General features: G+C 67.7%; 21 protein-coding genes. 12 read left to right on the top strand and 9 right to left on the bottom strand.

The window, feature by feature from the left end:
- Nucleotides 1-48: 48 nt before the first annotated feature.
- From ACFXHE_RS29420 to ACFXHE_RS29410, 3 genes are read right to left on the bottom strand one after another with little or no spacing between them, the layout of a single operon-like run.
- Nucleotides 49-252: a ferredoxin gene (locus tag ACFXHE_RS29420; protein ID WP_379387670.1), complete on the bottom strand. Its 204-nt coding sequence runs from the start codon at nt 250-252 to the stop codon at nt 49-51.
- Complete coding sequence (locus ACFXHE_RS29415) at nt 252-1,043, bottom strand: SDR family oxidoreductase (RefSeq protein WP_379387669.1); 792 nt, start codon at nt 1,041-1,043, stop codon at nt 252-254. Before ACFXHE_RS29415 ends, ACFXHE_RS29420 begins: the two co-directional genes overlap by 1 nt.
- A complete protein-coding gene (locus ACFXHE_RS29410) occupies nt 1,040-2,248 on the bottom strand; it encodes a cytochrome P450 (RefSeq protein ID WP_379387668.1) in 1,209 nt (402 codons plus the stop codon). The genes ACFXHE_RS29415 and ACFXHE_RS29410 overlap by 4 nt, the downstream gene beginning before the upstream one ends.
- A gap of 233 nt (nt 2,249-2,481) precedes the next feature.
- Here ACFXHE_RS29410 and ACFXHE_RS29405 point away from each other — a divergent pair, with 233 nt between their 5' ends.
- The 6 genes from ACFXHE_RS29405 to ACFXHE_RS29380 are packed head-to-tail and all read left to right on the top strand — an operon-like array spanning nt 2,482 to nt 8,358.
- A complete protein-coding gene (locus tag ACFXHE_RS29405; protein WP_379387667.1) occupies nt 2,482-3,969 on the top strand; it encodes an aldehyde dehydrogenase in 1,488 nt (495 codons plus the stop codon).
- Nucleotides 3,966-4,718: an SDR family oxidoreductase gene (locus ACFXHE_RS29400; protein ID WP_379387666.1), complete on the top strand. Its 753-nt coding sequence runs from the start codon at nt 3,966-3,968 to the stop codon at nt 4,716-4,718. Before ACFXHE_RS29405 ends, ACFXHE_RS29400 begins: the two co-directional genes overlap by 4 nt.
- Nucleotides 4,715-5,599, top strand: coding sequence for an NAD(P)-dependent oxidoreductase (locus tag ACFXHE_RS29395; protein WP_379387665.1), 885 nt, complete (start codon nt 4,715-4,717; stop codon nt 5,597-5,599). The genes ACFXHE_RS29400 and ACFXHE_RS29395 overlap by 4 nt, the downstream gene beginning before the upstream one ends.
- Entirely contained in the window at nt 5,596-5,973 is a 378-nt protein-coding gene (locus ACFXHE_RS29390; protein ID WP_364621452.1) for a carboxymuconolactone decarboxylase family protein, read from the top strand. The genes ACFXHE_RS29395 and ACFXHE_RS29390 overlap by 4 nt, the downstream gene beginning before the upstream one ends.
- Before the next feature lie 30 nt (nt 5,974-6,003).
- Complete coding sequence (locus tag ACFXHE_RS29385; protein ID WP_379387664.1) at nt 6,004-7,476, top strand: FAD-dependent oxidoreductase; 1,473 nt, start codon at nt 6,004-6,006, stop codon at nt 7,474-7,476.
- 15 nt (nt 7,477-7,491) lie between these two features.
- Nucleotides 7,492-8,358, top strand: coding sequence for an LLM class F420-dependent oxidoreductase (locus tag ACFXHE_RS29380; RefSeq protein ID WP_379387663.1), 867 nt, complete (start codon nt 7,492-7,494; stop codon nt 8,356-8,358).
- A gap of 356 nt (nt 8,359-8,714) precedes the next feature.
- On the opposite strand, the gene ACFXHE_RS29375 is transcribed toward ACFXHE_RS29380, so the two are convergent.
- Nucleotides 8,715-10,172, bottom strand: a complete 1,458-nt coding sequence (locus ACFXHE_RS29375) for a DUF222 domain-containing protein (protein WP_379387662.1) — start codon at nt 10,170-10,172, stop codon at nt 8,715-8,717.
- A 98-nt stretch (nt 10,173-10,270) separates the two neighbouring features.
- Complete coding sequence (locus ACFXHE_RS29370) at nt 10,271-10,714, bottom strand: hypothetical protein (RefSeq protein ID WP_379387661.1); 444 nt, start codon at nt 10,712-10,714, stop codon at nt 10,271-10,273.
- 119 nt (nt 10,715-10,833) lie between these two features.
- Between ACFXHE_RS29370 and ACFXHE_RS29365 the strand changes: the two genes are divergently transcribed.
- Together ACFXHE_RS29365 and ACFXHE_RS29360 are read left to right on the top strand one after the other, a co-directional pair.
- Nucleotides 10,834-11,397, top strand: a complete 564-nt coding sequence (locus ACFXHE_RS29365) for a helix-turn-helix domain-containing protein (protein WP_364621588.1) — start codon at nt 10,834-10,836, stop codon at nt 11,395-11,397.
- A gap of 65 nt (nt 11,398-11,462) precedes the next feature.
- Complete coding sequence (locus tag ACFXHE_RS29360; RefSeq protein ID WP_379387660.1) at nt 11,463-12,821, top strand: cytochrome P450; 1,359 nt, start codon at nt 11,463-11,465, stop codon at nt 12,819-12,821.
- A 26-nt stretch (nt 12,822-12,847) separates the two neighbouring features.
- On the opposite strand, the gene ACFXHE_RS29355 is transcribed toward ACFXHE_RS29360, so the two are convergent.
- Entirely contained in the window at nt 12,848-13,312 is a 465-nt protein-coding gene (locus tag ACFXHE_RS29355; RefSeq protein ID WP_379387701.1) for a glutathione peroxidase, read from the bottom strand.
- 63 nt (nt 13,313-13,375) lie between these two features.
- Nucleotides 13,376-14,608, bottom strand: coding sequence for a cytochrome P450 (locus ACFXHE_RS29350; protein ID WP_379387659.1), 1,233 nt, complete (start codon nt 14,606-14,608; stop codon nt 13,376-13,378).
- Nucleotides 14,609-14,914: 306 nt separating this feature from the next.
- On the opposite strand from ACFXHE_RS29350, the gene ACFXHE_RS29345 reads away from it, so the two are divergent.
- Nucleotides 14,915-16,540 carry a GMC family oxidoreductase N-terminal domain-containing protein gene (locus tag ACFXHE_RS29345; RefSeq protein WP_364621432.1) on the top strand — a complete coding sequence of 542 codons (1,626 nt, stop codon included), beginning with the start codon at nt 14,915-14,917 and terminating at the stop codon, nt 16,538-16,540.
- Nucleotides 16,541-16,693: 153 nt separating this feature from the next.
- On the top strand, nt 16,694-17,689 hold the full coding sequence (locus tag ACFXHE_RS29340) for a TIGR03617 family F420-dependent LLM class oxidoreductase (RefSeq protein WP_379387700.1): 996 nt from the start codon (nt 16,694-16,696) through the stop codon (nt 17,687-17,689).
- 465 nt (nt 17,690-18,154) lie between these two features.
- On the opposite strand, the gene ACFXHE_RS29335 is transcribed toward ACFXHE_RS29340, so the two are convergent.
- Entirely contained in the window at nt 18,155-18,763 is a 609-nt protein-coding gene (locus tag ACFXHE_RS29335) for a TetR/AcrR family transcriptional regulator (RefSeq protein WP_354838960.1), read from the bottom strand.
- 103 nt (nt 18,764-18,866) lie between these two features.
- Here ACFXHE_RS29335 and ACFXHE_RS29330 point away from each other — a divergent pair, with 103 nt between their 5' ends.
- Both ACFXHE_RS29330 and ACFXHE_RS29325 read left to right on the top strand, forming a co-directional pair.
- Entirely contained in the window at nt 18,867-19,982 is a 1,116-nt protein-coding gene (locus ACFXHE_RS29330; RefSeq protein ID WP_379387658.1) for a hypothetical protein, read from the top strand.
- Between the two features lie 2 nt (nt 19,983-19,984).
- The gene (locus ACFXHE_RS29325) at nt 19,985-21,010 is read left to right on the top strand and encodes a phosphotransferase family protein (protein ID WP_379387657.1); all 1,026 of its coding nucleotides are present in this window, start codon (nt 19,985-19,987) and stop codon (nt 21,008-21,010) included.
- Nucleotides 21,011-21,070: 60 nt separating this feature from the next.
- Here the strand turns inward: ACFXHE_RS29325 and ACFXHE_RS29320 are convergent, their stop codons facing one another.
- Nucleotides 21,071-22,603, bottom strand: a complete 1,533-nt coding sequence (locus ACFXHE_RS29320; protein WP_379387656.1) for an MFS transporter — start codon at nt 22,601-22,603, stop codon at nt 21,071-21,073.
- Nucleotides 22,604-22,668: the final 65 nt, after the last annotated feature.

Below are 22,668 nucleotides of genomic sequence, written 5' to 3'. Positions count from 1 at the left end.
GTTCGTCGCGGGACCAGCTCACCGCGGCCTCCTTCTGTTCGGGGTGCGCTATTCGGTGGCGCTGTCGTCGACCAGCGACAGCGCCTGGGTCGGGCAGTAGCGGACGGCGGCGCGGGCCGCCTCCAGGTCGGCGCCGGGATCGGCGCGCAGGATCCGGACCTGGCCCTGTTTGGGCACCTGGAAGAGTTCGGGGGCCTCGTCCTGGCAGACGGCGTGGCCCTGGCAGAGATCGAGATCGACGATCAGTCGCATCAGGAGACGTCCTTCCTGTCCTGGATCGGCGCTTCCGGCTGCACCTCCACCAGCACCAGGTGCGCGCCGCGCGGGGTGGAGACGACCGCGGTCACGGCCGCCGCGAGATCGGCGGGCCGCAGGAACTGCGGGTGCCGGGCGAAGCCCCATTTCACCCAGTTCTCCAGCAGCGGGCCGACGACTTCCGGGGTGGCCTGCATGCCCATGCCGGTGAGGGTCTGCCCCGGGCGGACGATGGACGAGCGCACCCCGGTGCCCTCCAGCTCCATGCGCAGCTGGGTGGCGAAGGCCTCCACCCCGGTCTTGGCCGCGTTGTACGCGCCCGCGCCGGGACGCACCCGGACCGCGCAGTCGGAGCCGATGACGACGAAGTCGCCACGTTGCCGTTCGATCATGCCCGGCAGCACCCGGTGCGCGAGGCGCTGCGCGCCGACCAGATGCACGCGGACCTGGGATTCGAAGACGTCGGGATCCATTTCCCAGGCCTGCCCGAATTCGAGGTCACCCGCACCGGAGACCAGGATCTCGGTGGGGCCCAGCGCTGCTTCGGCGGCGGCGACGAATTCGTGGACCGAGTCGGTGTCGGAGACGTCCAGCCGTCCGGCGAACGCCTCACCGCCGACCGCGCGGATCTTCTCGGCGAGGGTCTCGCAGATCTCCACCCGGCGTGCGCCGAGCGCGACCGGATGCCCCAGGGCGGCAAGGGCTTCCGCCGTGGCGGCGCCGATGCCGGAGGACGCGCCCGCGACAATGGCGGGACGGCGGCCGGGATGTGCGGGGAAACGGGTCATCGGCGGACCTCCACGGAGACGGGCAGGTGGGCGAAACCGCGCACATTCACCGAATGCACGCGCCGGCAACCGGATTCACCGATGCCGAAGGCGGGCACGCGAGCCGCGAACTCCTCCAGCACGATCGAGGCCTCCAGCCGGGCCAGGTGCGCACCCAGGCAGAAGTGCACGCCGCGGCCGAAACTGATCAGCCCGCCCTTGTCGGCGCGTTCGATGTCGTAGCGGTCCGGGTCGTGGAAGACGGCGGCGTCACGATTGGCGGAACCGACGAGCAGGAGCACCTTCGAGCCCCGCGGAATCGTCTGCCCGTAGTACTCGAGGTCCTCGGCGGCGGTGCGGGCCAGAATCTGGCTCGACGCGTCATAGCGCAGCGTCTCGTCCACCCAGTCCGCCACGAGTTCCGGATGGGCGGCGACCTTGGCGTACTCGCCGGGATTGCGGCCCGCCCAATACAGCGCATTGCCCAGCAGTTTCGTAGTGGTCTCGTTCCCGGCGACCACCATGAGGAACATGAATCCGAGGATCTCCTCGTCGGTGAGCCGGTCCCCGTCGGCTTCGGCGTCGAGCAGGGCCGAGGTCAGATCGTCGGTGCGCTGCCGCTTCCGGGCCACCAGCATCTCGTTGTAGTAGCCCGCCAGCTGCAGAGCGGCCTCCATGGCCGCGACCGGCACATCCAGCACGCCCTCCTCGCGATGCACCAGCAGGTCCGCGAGCCTGCGCAGTTCGTTGCGATCGGATTCGGGGACGCCCAGCAGTTCGGAGATGACGTCCATCGGGACCTGTCCCGCCACCGCGTCGATCCAGTCGAAATCGCCTCCGGCCAGCGCGGGTTCGAGATGGCGCCGGGTGATGTCGCGGATGCGATCGCTCATCTCGGTGACCCGGCGCGGCGTGAAGCCCTGGTAGACCAGCTTGCGCAGGCGCAGGTGCCGCGGATCGTCCATGGCCAGGAAGGACATGGTCCGCCAGGCGTGCGGACCCCAGGCGGCGGGGTCCAGGGAGACGCCGTTGGCGCTGGAGAGCCGGATGTTGTCGCGGAAGCCGGCGGTCACGTCGGCGTGCCGGGACAGTGCCCAGAAGTCCAGGTCGGGGTGGTGGTACACCGGCGCCTCGGTGCGCAACCGCTGGTACACGGGGTAGGGGTCCTCGTGGATGCGGTAGTCGTAGGGGTCGAACAGCAGCGGCTCTAGGGAGGCTGCGGTCATGGTGTCTGCACCTCGTCTTCGATAACGCGTTCATCGGATCCGATGAACATTTTCCAGCAACGGAGACACGTAGCTGGACATGTGTCTGTACGGTACTAGCGACGGGATCGCCTGACAACGGAATCCCGCGAACCGAATCGGCAAAGTTCGCGCAAACTGAAACAGGTTCTTGCGCGCATCCGAGCCGCGAACCTATAGTCCGTACACGTGTCCGGACAGCATGGGAGCTACCTATGAGCCCGAGCGATCTCGTCCCCGACGGCGGTTCGCACCTGCTGATCGGCGGCAAGCTGACGCCCGGCGGCGGCGGTGTGTTCACCACCGCCAACCCCGCCACCGGGGAAACCCTCGGCTACGCCGCCAATGCCGACGCCGCCGATATGGACGCGGCCATCGCCGCCGCCCGTACCGCCTTCGACACCACCGACTGGTCGCGCGATCCGGGATTTCGCGCGACCTGCCTGCGGCAGCTACGGGACGCGCTGCGCGGGCACCTCGAGGAACTACGCGAGATCACCATCGCCGAGGCCGGCGCACCCCGCATGCTGACCAGCGGGCCGCAGCTGGAGGGCCCCGTCGGCGATCTCGGGTACTTCGCCGACCTCGCCGAGAACTATGCGTGGGAAACCGATCTCGGCATCGCCTCACCCATGGGAATCAAGAGTGCGCGGCGGGTGCGCCGCGAACCCATCGGCGTGGTCGGGGCGATCACGCCCTGGAATTTCCCGCACCAGATCAACTTCGCCAAGCTGGGCCCGGCGCTCGCGGCGGGAACCACGGTGGTGCTCAAGCCCGCGCCCGATACGCCGTGGTGCGCGGCGGCCGTGGGACGAATCATCGCCGAGGAAACCGATATTCCGGCAGGGGTGGTCAATATCGTCACCTCCGACGACCACGGGCTGGGCGCCCAGCTGGTCACCGATCCGCGAGTGGACATGATCTCGTTCACTGGGTCGACCCAGACCGGCCGGGCCGTCATGGCCGGTGCGGCAACGTCTTTGAAGAAAGTGTTCCTGGAGCTGGGCGGGAAATCGGCCTTCATCGTGCTGGACGATGCGGACATCGCGGCGGCGGTCAGCTACGCGGCGTTCGGGGTGTGCGTGCACGCCGGGCAGGGCTGTGCGATCAGCACCCGGCTGCTGGTGCCGCGCGAACTGCACGATCAGGCGGTCGAAGCGGCCGCGCGCACCCTGGCCGGGATCAAGCCCGGGGATCCGTCGAAACCCGGAACCGTCTGCGGCCCCGTCATTTCCGAGCGGCAGCTGGCGCGCGTCGAACGCTATCTCGAGATCGCGCGCGCCGAGGGCGGCACCATCGTCACCGGCGGCGGACGCCCCGAGCGCGCCGACGGCTGGTACATCGAGCCGACCCTGATCACGGGGCTGCCCAACAGCTCCACCGTGGCCCAGGAGGAGATCTTCGGGCCCGTCCTCACCGTCATCCCGCACGACGGTGACGCGGATGCCGTCCGCATCGCCAATGACTCCCCCTACGGCCTGTCCGGCTCGGTCTGGGGACGCGATCCCGAGCGGCTGCGCGCGGTCGTGGAGGGCGTGCGCACCGGGACGCTCAGCGTCAACGGCGGCATCTGGTATTCGGCCGACGCGCCTTTCGGCGGCTACAAGCAGTCCGGCATCGGCCGGGAAATGGGCGTCCTCGGCTTCGAGGAATACACCGAAACCAAACTCATCGCGACCGGTGTCCGAGGAGAACTGACATGAACCGATTCACCGACAGGTCGATCATCGTCACCGGCGCCGCGCGCGGCATCGGCGCCGCCTACGCCCGGGCGCTGGCCGCCGAGGGCGCGAAAGTTGTTGTCGCCGACCTCAACAGCGAACGGGGCGAGACCGTCGCCAAGGAGATCACCGCCGCCGGCGGCGTCGCGGTCTTCGCACAGGTCGACGTGGCCGATCCGGCGTCCGCGAAGGCGGTCGCCGACTTCACCGTCGCCGAGTTCGGCGGCATCGATCACCTGGTCAACAATGCCGCCATCTATGGCGATATGAAGCTCGACATCCTGCTGACCGTGCCGTGGGACTACTACAAGAAGTTCATGGCCGTGAATCTCGATGGGGCGCTGAACATGACGCGCGCGGTGTACCGGCACATCGCGGCCAAGGGCGGCGGGTCGATCGTCAATCAGTCGTCCACCGCGGCCTGGACCTACTCCGGGTTCTACGGGCTGGCCAAGGCGGGCATCAACAGCCTGACCCAGCAGCTGGCACACGAGCTGGGGCACTCCAAGATTCGGGTCAACGCCATCGCGCCCGGGCCCACCGACACCGAGGCCACCCGCAGCATCGTGCCGGACCAGTTCGTGGATCAGCTGGTGCAGCAGATGGCGCTCAAGCGGCTCGGCACCACCGAGGACATGGTCGGGGCGTGCCTGTACCTGCTGTCCGACGATGCCGCCTGGGTGACCGGGCAGGTACTCAATGTCGATGGGGGGCAGGTCTTCCGGCCATGAGTGCGAACCAGGAAATCTCGGTCGGGTTCATCGGACTCGGCAATATGGGCGCGCCGATGGCGCAGCGCCTGGTCGGCTGGCCGGGCGGGCTGGTGGTGTGCGATATGCGGCCGGACGCGGTGCAGCCGTTCACCGACGCGGGCGCGACGGCCGCCGCCACCGCCGCCGAGGTGGCGCAGCGCTGCGGCGTCGTCTCGGTCGTGGTCCTCGACGACGACCAGGTGCGCTCGGTCGTGACCGGCCCCGACGGGCTGTTGCAGACCGCGAAACCGGGCACCATCATCGCCGTGCACTCCACCATCTCCGATCGCACCGCCGTCGAGCTCGACGCCGAATGCGCCTCGCACGGCGTGGAATTCGTGGACGCGCCGATCAGCGGCGGGGCGCCGGCCGCGCAACGCGGGGAGCTCGCCGTCATGGTGGGCGGCAGTACCGCCGCCTTCGAGACGGTGCGGGAACCGTTCGGGCGCTTCGGATCCCTGGTCATCCACGCCGGCGAGGTCGGTGCGGGCACGCGGATGAAGCTGGCGCGCAACCTGCTGCACTTCGTCGCCTTCACCGCCGCGTCGGAGGCGCAGCGACTGGCCGAGGCGGGCGGGCTGGACATCGCCGCGCTCGGCAAGGTGGTCCGGCATTCCGACTCGCACACCGGCGGGCCCGGCGCGATCATGCTGCGCAAGACCACCGCGCCGGTCGCCGCGGACGACTTCTGGTTCCCGATTCTCGGCCACGTCCGCGACCTCGGCGAGAAGGATCTGGCGCTGGCGCTGGATCTGGCCGGGCGGCTGGATGTCGACCTGCCGCTGGCGCGGCGCGCATTGCACGACCTGGGTGATGGGCTCGGTGTGGGGCCCGGAACGATCGCGAAGGAGCAGTCATGACAGCGGATCAGAGTCCCTCCGAGCAGCGGCAGCAGGGCCTGAAGAAGATGTCGGAGGTGTACGGGTTCGAGCTGCCGAACCTGGCCGGTGATCCGTTCTTCGAGGTCACCGTCGATCATCTGTTCGCCGACATCTGGAATCGGCCCGGCCTGTCGCTGCGCGACCGGCGGCTGCTGCTGCTCGGCGCCATTACGGCGCAGGGACATTCGGAGATCGCCGAGATCCAGGTCGGCGCGGCCCTGCGCAATGGCGAGCTCGATGCCGATCAACTGCGTGAGATCGCGGTGTTCCTGGCCCACTACGTGGGCTGGCCCGCGGCCACCAAGCTGGACGGCGTCATTCGCAAGACGCTCGCCAAGGACAAGAAGAAGTAATCCCTACCCGCAGTGAGGAATACAGAGACAATGGCGGAAACCGCAAGCGTCCGACCGCTTCTGGCCAGCGAGGTCGAGACCTGGGATCACCAGGCCGACGTCGTGGTCGTCGGCTTCGGCATCGCCGGGGTGTGCGCGGCCATCGAGGCCGCACGCTCGGGGGCCGACGTCCTGGTGCTGGAACGCACCGGCGGCTGGGGCGGTGCGGCCGCCATGTCCGGCGGCTTCATCTATCTCGGCGGCGGTACCACGCTGCAGCGGAAACTGGGCTTCGAGGACACCGCCGAGAACATGGAGGCATTCCTCACTGCGGCCCTGGGCCCGGGCGTCGACAAGGCCAAGATCCACGACTACTGCCAGGGCAGTATCGAGCACTTCGATTGGCTGGTCGCCCAGGGTGTTCCGTTCAAGGAGGAATTCTGGGGCGAGCCCGGCTACGAGCCGCCCGGCGACCAGGGCCTGATGTACTCCGGCGGCGAGAACGCCGCGCCGTTCAAGGACTCGATCCCGCCCGCGCCGCGCGGTCACCTGGCCTGGACCAAGGACAAGAAACTGGGGGAGAAGGGCGGCGGCTACATGCTGATGGAGCCCCTCGCCCACAAGGCCGGCGAACTCGGCGTGCGACACGAATACGACATGCGCCTGCGCCGGCTCATCGTCGACGAGACCGGGCGCGTGGTGGGCGTGGCCGCCACCCGCTACGGCAAGCCGGTACACGTGCGCGCCGAACGCGGCGTGGTGCTGGCCACCGGCAGCTTCGCCTACAGCCATGAAATGGTGCAGCGCTACGCGCCCAAGATCTCCGGCCGGCCCACCGCCACCGTCGAGGAGCACGACGGCATCGGCATCCGGGTCGCCCAGGCGCTGGGTGCGGATCTCGCGCACATGGACGCCACCGAGGTCGCGCTGGTGGTGGACCCGCAGGTGGTGGCACGCGGGATCCTGGTGAACGGGCGCGGGCAGCGCTTCATCACCGAGGACACCTACGCCGGGCGCATGGGTCAGGCCGTATTGCAGGAACAGGGCAATCAGGCGTACCTGGTGATCGACGAACTCGCGCTGGAGGAGGCGATGGAGAGCAAGTCCTCGCTGTCGTTCCTGCGCACCGCGCCGACCTGGGTGGCCGAGACGGTCGCCGAACTGGAGAGCGAGATGGGCCTGCCGGAGCACACCCTGCAGGCCACCGTCGACCTCTACAACCACCACGCGGAGCAGGGCGAGGATCCGCTGCTGCACAAGAAAACCGAGTGGGTCAAACCCGTCCGCACCCCGCTCGGCGCCTACGACCTGCGCGGCTACACCGGCGGCTTCACCCTGGGCGGCCTGCGCACCGACCTGGACTCCCGAGTCCTCCACGTCTCCGGCGAACCCATCCCCGGCCTGTACGCCGCAGGCCGCGTCACCTCCGGCATCTGCGCCGGCGGCTACGCCTCCGGTTGCTCCCTCGGCGACGGCAGCTTCTACGGCCGCCGCGCCGGCGTCTCCGCCGCCAAGCAGCTCTGAAAGGAGCCGTCCCCCATGCGATTCGGCATCGTCCTGTTCACCAGCGACCGCGGCATCACACCCGCGGCCGCCGCCAAGGCCGCCGAAGATCGAGGCTTCGACTCCTTCTTCGTCCCCGAGCACACCCACATCCCCGTCAAACGCGACGCGGCCCACCCCCAGACAGGCACCTCCGAACTCCCCGACGACCGCTACATGCGCACCCTCGACCCGTGGGTGGCCCTCGGCACGGCCGCCGCGGTCACCTCCCGCATCGAATTGTCCACCGCGGTAGCGCTGCCCACCGAGAGCGACCCCATCACTCTCGCCAAGACCATCGCCACCCTGGACCACCTCTCCGGCGGCCGCGTCACCCTCGGCGCCGGATTCGGCTGGAACACAGACGAACTCACCGACCACGGCGTACCCGGCAACAAGCGCCGCACCGTGCTGCGCGAATACATCGAAGCCATGCGCGCCCTCTGGACCGAGGAAGAAGCCTCCTACTCCGGCGATTTCGTCTCCTTCGGCCCCAGCTGGGCCTGGCCCAAGCCGATCCAATCCCACATCCCCGTCCTCATCGGCGCCGGCGGCACCGAGAAGACCTTCAAGTGGATCGCCCGCTCCGGCGACGGCTGGATCACCACCCCCTACGAATCCGACGTCTCCGCCTCCACCACCCTGCTGATGAAGCACTGGCAGGAAGCAGGCCGCGAAGGCACCCCCCGCGTGGTGGCCCTCGGTCACAAACCCGACCCCGAAAAACTCTCGGCCTGGGCCGAAGCCGGCGTCACCGACGTCCTCTACGGCCTCCCCGACAAACCCGAACCCGACGTCCTGGCCTACCTCGACCGCCTGGCAGGCAAACTCGCCCCACTGGGCCTGACCACCCCCACTGCCTGACCCGTCCACTCGCAGCCCGGCGCAACACCGACCTCCCCGCCCGCAACAAACCGCAGGCGCGGAGGTCGGTCTGCGCAGGAGAGGAACGCGACGGCGGTCGAACCACTGCGCCACTGACGAACATCCGAGCTTTTGGTTCTTGCTTTTGTTTTGTTTTGTTTTCTTTTGTCCTAAAAGGTGATCCGTGCAGTCCGTGGGCCGGAACCGAGGTCACGACTCCCAAGCCGCGTCAGCGAAAGTCCGGTAGGGCAGGCAACGCAACCGCACTTCCAGGTGCATCACCACGCGAGCAATCCCGTTGCCAGTCATCCACCCTGGTTGTCTTCCCCCGAGTTACCTGGCCTCATGCATCTGAATCACATAGTGACGCGGGAGGCTCCAGCGTGTGAACGTACCGCCCGCCGTTGTCCCGGCGTGCAATACACGTGGACGATTTCTGTCATGGCGTTGACGACCGGGCCCGGATCGATCAGGGGCCGAATCGGTTCGGCATCCGGAACTCCGGGAGCGGTGACCGGCGGCACCGCCAGCGCCGGGAACAGGAACTTCGCACCCTCCGGGGACGTGATCACCGAACCACCTGAGGGCGTGCGCCATTCGACCTTCCGGTCCGGATGGTGAACGACCTGCCAGCCATTGGCTCCATTGTCGGCGAGTGTCTTCAGTCGATGGTGGCGACGACACCGGCATCCGAGATTGGACTCGACTGTGCGGCCGCCATTCTCGGGGTCCGCGTGATCGTATCGATCCTGATGATCGAGATCGGTTCCGGCAGGGGGAACTCCGCAGCCCGGTGCGCGGCAACCACCGTCGAGAGCGCGAACTCGCCTGGCCGCTCGGGCCGCAGGGCGGTATCGCAACTCGGAATCAGTGGGCCGTGCCGCGGGTGCGGGCGCCCGAGCAGCCGGGTCGGTGATGATGTCGAAGCGGGCATGCCGTGCGATCTGGCGGGCCAGGTCGGCATCGATCGCACCGAGACCCGCGAGCAATGCCGGGTTGTCCTGCAGACCGGCCAATGTCTCCGCCGAAACCCCGACCTGCACAAGGGCTTTGCGCGCCGCAGGGGTCGGCTCGCCCGCATCGGTGCGGGGACAGTCGGCGCGCCCACATTCGCAGGTGAGGCGGCCGCGGCCGTCTGCCAGCGCGACCAGCGCGTCAGCCCGGCGCTGATTGGTGGTGCGCGGATCGTTCCCGCAGCACTGGGTGGTCGCCATTTCCCGCAACCGTTCATAGAGCGCCTGCCCACCGGCGGCGGGCAGCACCCCATCGAGCAGCGCGGTGCCGTCGTCGGCCGCGGTGACCTTCACATACCGGTCCGCCTCGGCGGACTTGCGCCGCGCGGCCTGACCCGCCGGATCCGCCTCCAGCAGCCACCGCCGCAGCGTCCGCCGAACCCGCTGCGGCTCAGCATTTTCCGCATACGCAACGATCCGCGACTCCAACTCGCCGACCAGATCCTCGGAAGCATTGGCCAGCGTTTCACTGATCGCCCGCACCCGTGGCAGGTCGATCCGGCCATCGGCGAAAGCCTCGCGAGTACCGCCGTATCGGTTGTCCAAGCCCAGACCGAGCGCGATCAGTGCATCCGCCGACCGCTGCGATACCTTCAGCGCAATCCCGATCTCGGTGGCCGCATCCTCGCCCGCATACAACGCACCGACCCCCAGTTCCAACTGCTGCTCGCGCCGCAGCCGATACAGCTGCGTCATCAACTCGACCTCTTCGGCCTGTGCCGCAGCAATCATCGAGTGCACCACACGGAGTCGCTCCACCACCTGCACGGCAGCGAAGCCATCACCAGCTGATTCACTCATAGATTCGATCATAATTTCGAATCTGAAGACACGGAAGCACGATGACCAAGACACGCCTTGAAAATCTCTGGCAAACAATAAGTTTCGCGCCGCGCGGTCTAATTGCAGGCGGCGATCCGTTGCAGGATTCGCAGCGCTCCGACCGCAGCGAGCTCACGGAACTTCCCTGCGGCCGCGACTCGGCGATAGAGGGCATCGGCGTCGCGGAGCACGAGCAGCCCGCCACCGGCGATCCAATGAGCCCAGTCGTCGTAGGCGAGCGCGGCGGCGGCATCGGAGCCCGGCTCGGCGATCAGGAGCAGACGCAGCGGTGTGCGCCACCCACGAACCTCGCTGTCGTAATCACCCGGCGCGGCCTCGTCGCGATTGCCCGGCGCAGCCTCGTCGGCGCGAGCGGCGACTTCCAGAATGACGCCCTTGGCCGCATATGCGTACGCGGCGTCGGACAATGCGCGAGCCTCGTCGACCGGCCACGTTCTGTTGATCCGCTCGATCAGTGCCGACATCTCGCGCGCGGTGACCTGGAGCGCGATGCGGTTCATTCGAAAGCCTTTCCGATGCGCGCTCATTCATACGGTTCGCGCATACCGCGAGTTGCTCGGCGGGCTCGGCCATAGTAGCATCCGGACACGTGTCTGATCCCCTTTCCGCCCGCCCTGCGGTGAGCATGGAGGCCACTCGCCGGCGACTCACCGAGAAGCAGGCCGATACCGTGGACCGCCTGACCCGGGCGGCCATGGATGTGCTGTCGCGGGAGGGATTCGCCGGGCTCACCGTGCGCATGGTGGCGGCGCAGGCCGGGGTAGGCACGGCCACCGCGTACACGTATTTCTCGTCGAAGGAACACCTGGTCGCGGAGATGTTCTGGCGCCGGCTGGCCGCCACCGAGCCGCCCGCCGCGGAGGGCGCCGATTCGACCGCGCGGGTGCTGGCGGTACTGCGCCAGATCGCGCTGCTACTGGCCGACGAGCCGACCCTCGCGGGCGCGGTGACGGCCGCGCTGCTGGGGACCGATCCGGATGTGGCACACCTGCGGCTGCGGATCGGTGGCGAGATCCGGCGGCGATTGATCGACGCACTGGGCGCGGACGCCGATCCGGAACTCGTGGAAACACTCGAAATGATCTACGCGGGCGCACTGGTGCGCGCGGGCATGGGCTATGTGTCCTATGCCGAGATCGCCGATCGCATGGAGAAATTCGCGCTGCGCGTGCTGCGGAGCTGAAACCGCTTGCCGGGCACCGACTCCCGTTGTACCGTCTGGACAGGTGTCTATCCAGGAGGTCGCAGATGGCCCTGGTCAAACCGCGCGCGGTATCCGGCGGGGAGCACGAGCACGGCCACCTCGAGGAGTTCCGCACCGATCCCATCGCCCTGATGACCCGGGTCCGCACGGAATGCGGTGATATCGGCTCGTTCCGGCTGGCGGATCGCGATGTCATCCTGCTGACCGGCGCCCAGGCCAACGAGTTCTTCTTCCGCGCCGGCGACGACGAACTCGATCAGGCCGCGGCGTACCCGTTCATGAGGCCCATCTTCGGCGAGGGCGTGGTCTTCGACGCTCCGCCCGAGCGGCGCAAGGAGATGCTGCACAATACGGCCCTGCGCGCCGAGCAGATGCGCGGCCACGCCACCACCATCGCCCGCGAGGTGGACCGCATGCTCGCCCGCTGGGGCGACGCGGGCGAGATCGACCTGCTCGAATTCTTCGCCGAACTCACCCTTTACACATCCTCGGCCTGCCTGATCGGCCCCAAGTTCCGCGAGGAACTCGACGACCGCTTCGCGCACCTGTACCACGAACTGGAGCGCGGCACCGACGCCTACTGCTACGTGGACCCCTACGCCCCCATCGAGAGCTTCCGCCGCCGCGACGAGGCCCGCGGCCAGCTGGTGAAGCTGGTGCGCCACATCATGGCCGGGCGGATGGCGAATCCGCCGACCGGCAGCGACGATCGGGACCTGCTCGACGTGCTGGTGTCGGTCCCCGACGAGCAGGGCCGGCCGCGGTTCTCGCCCAGCGAGGTCACCGGCATCTTCATCTCGATGATGTTCGCCGGGCACCACACCACGTCGGGGACGGCCGCCTGGACGATCATCGAATTACTCAGGCACCCACCGGTGCTGGCGCAGGTCATGGCCGAAGTGGACACCCTCTACGCCGACGGCGCGGACGTGAGTTTCCATGCGCTGCGCCGGATTCCGATTCTGGAGGCGGTCCTGAAGGAGGTCCTGCGCCTGCACCCGCCGCTCATCATTCTCATGCGGGTGGCGCGCGAAGAGTTCGAGGTGTGCGGCCACCGCATCGATCCCGGCGACCTGGTGGCCGCGAGTCCCGCTGTCTCCAAACGGATTCCGGAGGACTTCCCGGATCCCGAGCGCTTCGACCCAGGCCGCTACCTCGACCCGAACCAGGCGGATCTGGCCAACCGCTGGACCTGGATCCCCTTCGGCGCGGGCCGCCACCGCTGCGTCGGCGCGGCCTTCGCGCTCATGCAGCTCCAGGCCATCTTCTCGATCCTGCTGCGGGACTGGGAATTCGAGCTCGCGCAGCCATCGGACAGCTACCGCAACGACCATTCCAAGATGGTGGTGCAGCTGCAACAGCCGTGCGCGGTGCGGTACCGCCGCCGGGCACGGCCGTCGTAGAGCTGAGCTACAGGGAGCCCTCTGAGTTACAGCGCGCCCTCGAGGGCGGAGACCACGGCCGGATCCTTCGGCTCGGTGCGCGGACGGAACCGCCCCAGCACCGCGCCGTCGCGGCCGATCAGGAACTTCTCGAAGTTCCACTGGATGTCCCCGGCCTCGCCGGCGGCGTCCGCGACCTGGGTCAGCTCCTGGTACAGCGGAATCCGGCCCTCGCCGTTGACCTCGCTCTTCTCCAGCAGCGGGAAGTCCACCCCGTAAGTGGCGGAACAGAATTCCGCGATCTCCTCGGCGGTGCCGGGCTCCTGGCCCATGAACTGGTTGCACGGCACACCGACCACGGTGAAGCCCTGCGGCCCGTAGGTCTGCTGCAGTTCGACCAGGCCCGTGTACTGCGGGGTGAGCCCGCACTTGGAGGCGACATTGACCAGCAGCACGACCTTGTCGCCGGCCAGTTCGGCCAGTGTGGTGGGCTTGTCGGTCAGCGTGCGCAGCGGAATCTCGCGAAGATTGGTCACAAACACGAATAGTAGAACGAGTTCGATGAGGTCACCGGTTCAGGAGTAGCTCACCTGCCAGTGTTTGATCCCATTGATCCAGCCCGACCGCAGCCGCTGCGGCGGCGCGACCTCGGTGATTTCCGGCATGGCGTCGGCAATGGCATTGAACATCAGGTCGATCTCCAGCCGCGCCAGATTCGCGCCCACGCAGAAGTGGTTTCCGGTCCCGCCGAATCCGACGTGCGGATTGGGATCGCGCTCCACATCGAATTCGAAGGGATGGTCGAAGACCTCCTCGTCGAAGTTGGCGGAGCTGTAGAACAGCCCCACCCGCTGCCCCTCCAGAACTTTCTGCCCGCCGATTTCGGTGTCGCGCACGGCGGTCCGCTGGAAGGCCGAGACCGGCGTCGCCCAGCGCACGATTTCATCGGGTGCGGTGCGCGGCCGGCGCTCCTTGTACAGCGCCCACTGATCGGGGTGATCCACAAAGGCTTTCATGCCGTGCGCGATGGCATTGCGAGTGGTTTCGTTGCCCGCCACCGACAGCAGGATGACGAAGAATCCGAACTCGTCCGAGCCCAGGGCCTCACCGTCCACATCGGCGGTCACCAGCTGGGAGACGATATCGCCGACCGGGCGGGCCCGGCGCTGTTCGGCCATGTTGTAGGCGTAGCCGAGCAGTTCGGCATTGGCGGTCATATTGTTGCCCGCGAATTCCGGATCGTCGTAGTTGAGCAGCTGATTGGACCAGGTGAACAGCTTGTGGCGGTCGTCCTGCGGCACGCCGAGCAGTTCCGCGATGGCCTGCAGCGGCAGCTCGCACGCCACCTGCTGGACGAAATCGCCGCCGCCGCTCGCCTTCGCCTCCCGCACGATCTTTGCCGCGCGTTCGGTGAGCGCGGCCCGCAATCCCTCGATGGCGCGCGGGGTGAATCCCTTGGAGACGATGCGCCGGATCTTGGTGTGCTTGGGCGGATCCATATTCACCAGCAGCGCCTCGCGCCCGAGTTCGAGCTGTTCGGGTTCGGAGTCGGCGGGCATTTTGATGATGGAGCCCTTGCGATTCGAGGACCAGAGTTCCGGTCTGCGGGAGATCTCCTTGACATCCTCGTGGCGGGTGATCACCCAGTAGCCGTCGTCGTCCATGGGTGCGGCCTGCTCGGGAGTCTGGGCATTCCACCAGACCGGCGCGGTGCGGCGCAGCAGTGCGAACTCCTCGGCCGGGCTGTGGTCGGCCCAGAGCGCAGGATCGGTGAAATCGAAGCCGGCCGGTAATGACGGAACAGACACTGTTCCTCCTCGGGCAAGGTGCCGCTATGATCACGAAATTGGAACGTGTTTCACAGAAATTGAACCATGCCGACCTGCGGCTGGGCGGCGTTTCCGGCCTCCGATCCCCGGCTCCCGCACGCCCTGCGGGGCAGCTACCCCGCAGCAGTGGATCTGCAACATGTTCAACGAGGTCCCGCCGCGCCCGCGAGATCCATCAACCGGCCCTGAAGTCGATCTTGTGACTGGACAGCGTGTCCAGTGTGTCGGCAGACTAGAACTTGTTCTACAGTGATGCCAGGCACACTCGAAGATGAGGTAACTGATATGACCGCTTCCCCGGGCTCCACGTCCGAAGCCGATTACGTCGTCGTTGGCGCGGGCAGCGCCGGTGCAGTATTGGCCGGACGGCTCGCTCAGCGTGGCGCGAGCGTGATCCTGTTGGAGGCCGGGCGCAAGGACAACACCCAGCTGGTCACCCGCCCCGGCATGATCTCGATGGTCCACACGGTTCCGCAGCTGAAGAAGCTGGTGGCGTGGAAGCAGTACTCGGTCCCGCAGAAGCACGCCAACGACCGGCTGATCCCGATGACCCGCGGCAAGGTGCTGGGCGGCTCCAGCTCCATCAACGGCATGCTCTACGTGCGCGGCAACCGCGCCAACTTCGACTCCTGGGCCGCCGAGGGCAACACCGGCTGGAGCTACGACGAGGTCCTGCCCGCCTACAAGCGCCTCGAGAACTGGGTCGACGGCGCGGACGACTACCGCGCCACCGGCGGCCCGATCGAGGTCACCCGCCCCCGCGAGCTCACCCCGATCTCCGAAGAGTTCATGACCGCCGCGTCCGAGACCCTCGGCGCGCCGATCATCAAGGACTACAACGGCGCGTCGCAGGAAGGCATCTCGATCTTCCAGCAGAGCGTGAAAGACGGTGTGCGCTACAGCTCTTCGCGCGGCTTCATCACCAACATGCCGAACTCGAACCTGACCGTGCTCACCCACGTGCAGGCCACCCGCGTGGTGATCGAGAACGGCCGCGCCACCGGCGTCGAGATCGCCGAGAAGAACGGCTCGCGCCGCATCGTGCGCGCCGCCAAGGAGGTCATCGTCTCCGGCGGTGTCGTCGGATCGCCGCAGCTGCTCATGCTCTCGGGCATCGGCCCGGCCGGGCACCTGCGTGACCTCGGCATCGAGGTGGTCGCCGACCTGCCCGTCGGCCAGAACCTGCACGACCACCTGTTCGTGCCCATGACCTTCGTGTCCAAGAAGGCCATCCACCGCGGCATCCCCACCTACTTCGCGCGCGGCATCCTCAAGGAGATGCGCAACCCGGGCAGCTCCTTCATGGGCCGCACGGTCTTCGAGGCCGCCGGCTTCGTCAAGACCAAGTTCGCCGAGGGCGACCACCCGGACATGCAGATCCACACCCTGCCGTGGAGCTACCCGACGCCCAACCAGGACGCCGACAAGCTGCACCTGGTGGACCGCCGCCCGGCGCTCACCGTCATGCCCAGCCTCATCTACCCGAAGAGCCGCGGCGAACTGAAGCTGGCCTCCGCCGACCCGTTCGCCTCGCCGCTCATCGACCCGGGCTACCTGACCGACCCGTGGGACACCGAGTTCCTGATCGAGGGCATCAAGATGATCCGGGAGGTCATGTCGCACAAGAGCATCGCGGGCGACATCACCGAGAACTTCTTCCCGGGCCAGGAGTGGGCGGACGAGACCGCGCTGCGCCGCGAGCTGCCCAACCGCGTGCACTCCATCTACCACCCGGTCGGCACCTGCCGCATGGGTGTGGACGAGCGCGCGGTCGTCGACCCGACGCTGAAGGTGCACGGCATCGAGGGCCTGCGCGTGGCCGACGCCTCGATCATGCCGAGCATCACCGGCGGCAATACCAATGCGCCGAGCTACATGATCGGCGAGAAGGCGGCCGAATTCATCGGCTGACCACAAGCCCGCGGAGGAGTGCTGCTACTTCCCTGGTAGCTCCCCCGCGCGGGTCAGCGGATCACGACCACCGCTGACCCGAAACAGCCCCGGGCCTACTACCTCTCGGCCCGGGGCTGTTGTTTTCTCGTATCAGGAGGAGTCACGGTGTCCCTGGGCGTCGATATCTGGCTGAACGCGCCGCTCGCCGAATCGGCTTCCCGCGCAGTGCGATTGCGCGAGCTCGGGGTGGACGGGGTGTTCACCTTCGAGGGCGCGCACGACGTGTTCCTGCCCTTGACACTGGCCGCCACGTCCAGGGTCGACATCATGACCAATGTGGCCATGGCGTTCCCGCGCAGCCCGATGCATCTGGCGCACACCGCGTGGGATCTGCAGTCGTTGTCGGGCGGGCGGTTCCGGCTCGGGCTCGGCAGTCAGATCCGGACCCATATCGAGCGGCGCTACGGCAGCACCTGGTCGGAGCCGGTGGAGCGAATGCGTGACACCGTGCTGGCGGTGCAGGCGATCCTGCGGGCCTGGCAGGACGGGGAGCGGCTGGACTACCGCGGCCGGTTCTGGCAGCACACGCTCATGACCCCGCAGTTCGATCCGGGGCCGAATCCCCATGGGGCGCCGCCGGTTCTGGTCGGCGCACTGGGCCCGCGCATGACCACCATGGCGGCGGAGGTGGCCGACGGACTGCTGGTGATGCCGTTCAATACCGAGCGGCACTTCCGGGAGCGGACCCTCGCCGCGGTCGCGCAGGGGCGCGGTGACTCGACCCGGCCCTTCGAGATCATCGTGGAAGCCATTGTGGCCATGGGCGATTCGGAGCAAGAACTGCTCGAGGCGCGGCGGTCCGTGCGAAATCTGCTGGCGTTCTACGGTTCCACGCCCGCCTACCGTCCCGTCCTGGAGGTGGAGGGCTGGGCGGAGCTGCAACCCGAGCTGAACCTGCTCTCGAAGCAGGGGCGGTGGCGGGAGATGGCCGGGCTCATCGAGGACCCGATGGTGGACGCGCTCACCGTCAGCGGCACACCGGTCGAATGCGCGGAGCTTATCCGTACCCGCTTCGGCGACAGCGCCGCTCGCGTCTGCTGCTATTTCCCGGGTTACCAGGTCACCGATGCCGCCATCGCCGACCTGGTGACCGCGCTGCACTCCTGAACTTCCACATTCCACGAAAACTGCCCATCAGCAGGCATTTTCGCAATTACAAGATCTTGTTAAGGCCGCGCCAAGCGCGGCTCGGCATCGTTTGTGTCAACGCCGGAACGCACCGGCGGACCCAACGAGCCACCATCCGGGGGCGGGAACGCTGGGGCCGACCCGTCTACGAGGGGTGGCGGGTCGGCCACAGCAAACCAACCAACCGGTACTCAATTGGGGACATGGCCTACCGCGAAGGGGGTGGTAGGCCAGCGCAGAACCCGCCGAGTCCGACCACGAGGGGTGTCGGACTGGGCGGGTTCTTTGTGTGGCAGGCTAACGGTTAGCGATCTTGTTCGTCCGATTTGTGGCCTTGCCCGCCCGGCACACGGCATCATGTAGGTAAGTGCGCCAAGAAGATTGGGATTGCCGATGGAAACCGTGGTCGTCTTCGTACTGGCCTGCCTGATCTACTGGTGGGGCCTACTCTGACGTGGGAGTTTGCGCGACCGCATGCAGCGCGTCCGCGATGCGGCGGCTGAAGTGGTCGGCATCCTCGGTGCCGTGCGTGAGCGCGCGCATCAGGGTCGCACCCCGCAGGAATTCGAAGATCGCCTCGACATCGCAGGCGCCGGCCGCCTGACCCGATTCGGCAGCGGCCATGAGCAGCTCGCGCAGTGCCTGAATCGTCGGCCGCTCGCCACCGTCGAGCAGGCGGCGGTAGCTCTCCCGATCGTCGTGATATTCCGAGAGCAGGCCGGGGATGGCCGAGCGCGCCGCCGGGTGCGCGGCGGCATTCAGGAACAGGCGCGTCCAGGCCAGTAGGTCGGCGCGCAGGTCGCCGCTGGGAACCGGGTGATTCTCGGTGTCCAGGGCGAAGATCGCATCCTCCACCAGGGCACGCTTGCCGGGCCAGCGGCGGTAGATCGAGGTCGTGACTACTCCGGCACGCCGGGCCACGGCCGCGATGGTGGTGGCCTGGTAGCCGTCGCGGACCAGGAGTTCCTGGGTCGCGGTGAGCACCAGGGCATCCAGTTGCGGGTCACGGGGTCGGCCGGGGCCGGGGCGGGTGGTCCCGGTGGCTGCGGTCACGGGGCTCCCCTCTCGCTCGGGTCGGTGGCAAATTCTGAAACAGGTTACATCGTCGTCCAATTTGAAATACGGTATGGCCCGTATTCTAATTCAGGAGGCACCCATGCTGACGCCCCAGGACGAACTGCTCGCCCACCAGCTCCCCACCACCTTCGACCACGTCCAGCAGAGCGATCTGCGCTGGACCGAACGCGTCGTCCTGTACGGCTTCGACACCACCGGCGAGATCAGCGTGATGACCGGCATGGCGCGCTACCCCAACCGCAATGTGCTCGACGCCTACGCCATGATCACGATCGGCGACAAGACCGCCCACGTGGTCCGGCTCTCGCGCGAGATCGGCGACCGCTACGACGGCCTCGCCGACTGGCAGGTCGGCCCGTACCGGTACGAGATCGTCGAACCGCTGCGCAAGGTGCGCGCCACCCTCGGCGACAACGAGCACGGGGTGCGGCTGCAACTCGACTTCGAGGGGCAGTTCCCGGCCTACGAACAGGAACCCGCCTTCTTCCGCAGCCGCGGCCGGGTGCGCGAGGACGCCCGGCGCTACTACCAGAACGGGCGCATCTCCGGGTGGATCGAGGTGGCCGGCACCCGCTTCGAAATCGATCCGGAGACCTGGTGGTTCGGGCGCGACCACTCCTGGGGCACCCGCCACGGCGGGGGCGGCGGCAGCCTCGGCGAGGGCGAAGGCCTGCAGCCGGGCGACATCCCCGACGGCGTCCTCTACTACATGGGCATCTTCCAATTCGAGGACGAGCTGGTGCATTTCGCACAGCGCGAGACCGCCGACGGGCAGCGCTGGCACTTCGAGGGTACCGTGCTGGCTCCGATCGGCTCCGCCGCGCAGCCGGTCCCGATCGTCACCACCGACCACGCGCTGACCTTCCGCGACGACTTCCGCATCGTCAGCGGCGGCAGCTTCACCGCGCGCGGCGCCGACGGTCGCGACCGTGAATTCACCATCACGCCGGTCTCCGGCTTCTGGCCCGGCCTCGCGGGATACGACCACTACCGCGGCTACGCCTCCGGACTGTGGAAGGGCGCGGACTGGAGCGACGGCTTCACCGCCGACCTCACCGACACCGCGGATCTGCGGCAGGTCAGCATGCTCAGCGAGACCTTCTGCCGCATCGAGACCGCCGGCAAGGTCGGATACGGGCTGGTCGAAATGGTGTTCATGGGCCGCAATGCGCGGTACGGGTACGAGGGGTACTGACCGTGAGCGCCACCCGAATCCCCGCCGAGCACCTGGCGACGGCACTGGAACCAGCCGTGCGCGAGCATCTTTCGCCCGCTGGGAACGCGCGGGTGCTCGAGCTCGCGCGCACCGAGCGCGGATTCGCCACCGAGACCTATCTTTTCGAGGTCGAGGACGATTCCGGCCGGACTCCCCTGGTCCTGCGACGACCACCGGACATATCGCTGTTCCCGGACTACGACCTGCTGCGGCAGGTGCTGGTGATGCGCCGGCTGGCGGACACCGGGCTGCCGGTGCCGGCCGTGGCCTGGCTGGAGCGGGGCGACAATCCGCTCGGCAGCGCATATTTCGTGATGAACCGGCTGGAAGGCCGGGCGCCGAGCGACTATCCGTCGTATCACACGGCCGGGAACTATTTCGAGGCCACGCCGGAGCAGCGGGCCCGCATGTGGTGGGGGTGCGTCGACACCATCGCCGAGGTCAACCAGCTCGACTGGCGTGCACTGCGATTGGACTTCCTCGCCTTCCCGCAACACGGCACGGGTGTCATCGAGCAGGGCGTGAACTACCTCGACGCCGCACTGAACTGGGCGTGTGAGGGGAAGCCACCGGAGACCTACCGGCAGGCCGTCGCACATCTCCGGGACAATCTCTACGAACCGGAACAGGTCAGCCTGTGCTGGGGCGACGCTCGCATGTCGAACATCCTGTACGACAGCGATTTCCGGATACGCGGTGTACTGGACTGGGAGATCTCGCATCTCGGCGCTCCGGAGTCGGACCTGGCGTGGATGCTGTTCCTGGACTGGGCCTGTAGTGAATACGAGGGCCACATCCCGTTGCCCGGCACACCGTCACGCGAGGAGACCATCGCGTATTACGAGAAGCGCACGGGATACCGGGTTCGCAACCTCGAGTACCAGGAGATCTTCTCGGCCGCGCTGCTGTCGATTCCGTTGCTGCGCATGACCCATCGGGTGCAACTGCCGCCGGAGATGAACATCACCGGGTTCTGCACCGCGCGCATCGAGCAATTGCTCGGCTGACGGTCGAACGACGAAATCCGCCCCGGCATGGCGCCGTGGCGGATTTCGCTGTCGTATCGGCTACTTGGCCTCGGCCAGCTCGGGCTCGGCGGGCAGACCCTCTCCCTCGGCCGCCTTCGCGCCCTTCATCAGAAAGAAGGCGATCACCGTGGCGACCAGGACAGCCGCCCCACTCGCGAGGAAGGTGGTCGACATGGCGTGGGTGAAGGCCTCGCGGGCCGCGGTCACCAGGGCGCCGTCGCCGGAGGTGAAGGCACCCGCGATGCTGTCGCGAGCTGCCGCCGGGGCGTCGGAAGGCATTCCGTCGGTGTAGGTTCCGGCCAGCACCGCGCCGAGCACTGCCACACCCAGCGCACCACCGGTCTGCTGGATGGTGTCGTTCAGCGCGGAACCGACACCGGCCTGCTCCGGCGGGATGGCACCCATCAGAGCGCCGATGGCGGCGGGCATCGCCAGACCCGCACCCGCACCCAGCACCGCCATGGCCAGGGCCGCGGCCCAGAAGCCGGAGTCGGCGGTCAGCGACGCCAGCGCACCGGAACCGGCGGCCAGCACCACCATGCCGATCAGGGTCACCGGGCGCACCCCCAGCTTCTGTACCAGCGCGGCACCCAGGCCGTTGAAGAGTAGAGCGGCCACCGCCAGCGGGGTGAAGGCCAGTGCGGTCTTGATCGGCGAGTAGCCGAGCACGAATTGCAGGTACTGGGTGAGCAGCAGGCTCAGACCGGCATTGGCGAAGGTGACCAACACCAGCGAGAAGCTGGAACCGGTGAAGACGCGGTTGCGGAACAGGTGCAGCGGAACCATCGGGTGTTCGGCCTTCAGCTCACGAATCGCGAAGGCCACCAGGAAGACCGCCGCGGCGAGCATCGAAATCCAGGTGCCCGCAATGCCCTTGGTCGGGAACTCGATGATGCTCCACACCAGCGACACGGTGCCCACGATCGACAGCGCCATGCCCGGCAGATCGGTCGGGCGGGCCGGGCCCTTGGACTCCGGCATCAGGGCGAAGGCCGCGAAGATGGCCACGGCCGCGATCGGCACATTCAGCAGGAACACCGAACCCCACCAGAAGTGGTTGAGCAGCACGCCGCCCAGCACCGGGCCGCCGACCATGCCCAGCACGGACACGCCGGTCCACGCGGCGATCGCCTTGGGCCGCTCGTCCTCGTCGAACACGGTGATCAGGATGGACAGCGTGCTCGGCATGATGAGCGCGCCACCGATGCCCATGATCACGCGGCCGGAGATCAGCATGCCCGCGCTGGTGGCGTAGGCGGCGAGCAGGGAGGCCGCGCCGAAGAGGACCAGGCCGAGCACCATCACCAGCCGGCGGCCGAAGCGGTCGGAGAGACTGCCGGTGGTGAGTAGCAGGCCCGCGAAGACCAGGATGTAGCAGTCGATCACCCACTGCAGCGCCTGCGGGCCGGCGTGCAGGTCGATCGCGATCTCCGGCAGGGCGACGGTGAGGACCATATTGTCGATCACGAGCACCAGCGAGGCCAGGCAGAGCACGACGAGAATCAGCCAGCGCTTCGGGTTGCGCTGGGCCGCAGGCGATGTCAGCGCCTCGGTCATTTTGTCGGCAGTCATTTCGGTTCCCCTTCGAGAAGCTTTTCCGCACACTGTGCGGCGTTGTCGAACACTGTACGGTCTCC

This window comes from Nocardia sp. NPDC059229 (genome assembly GCF_042754165.1).
In the GTDB taxonomy this organism is placed as follows: Bacteria; Actinomycetota; Actinomycetes; order Mycobacteriales; family Mycobacteriaceae; genus Nocardia.
Note: the sequence above shows the minus strand (reverse complement) of the source record. Positions and strands in the feature narration are given on the sequence as shown.

Bases quoted from the DNA above. Each gene is read 5' to 3' on its own strand.
- ACFXHE_RS29405 (WP_379387667.1), top strand. From the start codon at position 2,482: ATGAGCCCGAGCGATCTCGTCCCCGACGGCGGTTCGCACCTGCTGATC.
- ACFXHE_RS29330 (WP_379387658.1), top strand. From the start codon at position 18,867: ATGCTGACGCCCCAGGACGAACTGCTCGCCCACCAGCTCCCCACCACC.
- ACFXHE_RS29370 (WP_379387661.1), bottom strand. From the start codon at position 10,714: ATGAACCGCATCGCGCTCCAGGTCACCGCGCGCGAGATGTCGGCACTG.
- ACFXHE_RS29385 (WP_379387664.1), top strand. From the start codon at position 6,004: ATGGCGGAAACCGCAAGCGTCCGACCGCTTCTGGCCAGCGAGGTCGAG.
- ACFXHE_RS29410 (WP_379387668.1), bottom strand. From the start codon at position 2,248: ATGACCGCAGCCTCCCTAGAGCCGCTGCTGTTCGACCCCTACGACTAC.
- ACFXHE_RS29420 (WP_379387670.1), bottom strand. From the start codon at position 252: ATGCGACTGATCGTCGATCTCGATCTCTGCCAGGGCCACGCCGTCTGC.
- ACFXHE_RS29375 (WP_379387662.1), bottom strand. From the start codon at position 10,172: ATGAGTGAATCAGCTGGTGATGGCTTCGCTGCCGTGCAGGTGGTGGAG.
- ACFXHE_RS29345 (WP_364621432.1), top strand. From the start codon at position 14,915: ATGACCGCTTCCCCGGGCTCCACGTCCGAAGCCGATTACGTCGTCGTT.
- ACFXHE_RS29395 (WP_379387665.1), top strand. From the start codon at position 4,715: ATGAGTGCGAACCAGGAAATCTCGGTCGGGTTCATCGGACTCGGCAAT.
- ACFXHE_RS29400 (WP_379387666.1), top strand. From the start codon at position 3,966: ATGAACCGATTCACCGACAGGTCGATCATCGTCACCGGCGCCGCGCGC.
- ACFXHE_RS29415 (WP_379387669.1), bottom strand. From the start codon at position 1,043: ATGACCCGTTTCCCCGCACATCCCGGCCGCCGTCCCGCCATTGTCGCG.
- ACFXHE_RS29390 (WP_364621452.1), top strand. From the start codon at position 5,596: ATGACAGCGGATCAGAGTCCCTCCGAGCAGCGGCAGCAGGGCCTGAAG.
- ACFXHE_RS29380 (WP_379387663.1), top strand. From the start codon at position 7,492: ATGCGATTCGGCATCGTCCTGTTCACCAGCGACCGCGGCATCACACCC.
- ACFXHE_RS29360 (WP_379387660.1), top strand. From the start codon at position 11,463: ATGGCCCTGGTCAAACCGCGCGCGGTATCCGGCGGGGAGCACGAGCAC.
- ACFXHE_RS29320 (WP_379387656.1), bottom strand. From the start codon at position 22,603: ATGACTGCCGACAAAATGACCGAGGCGCTGACATCGCCTGCGGCCCAG.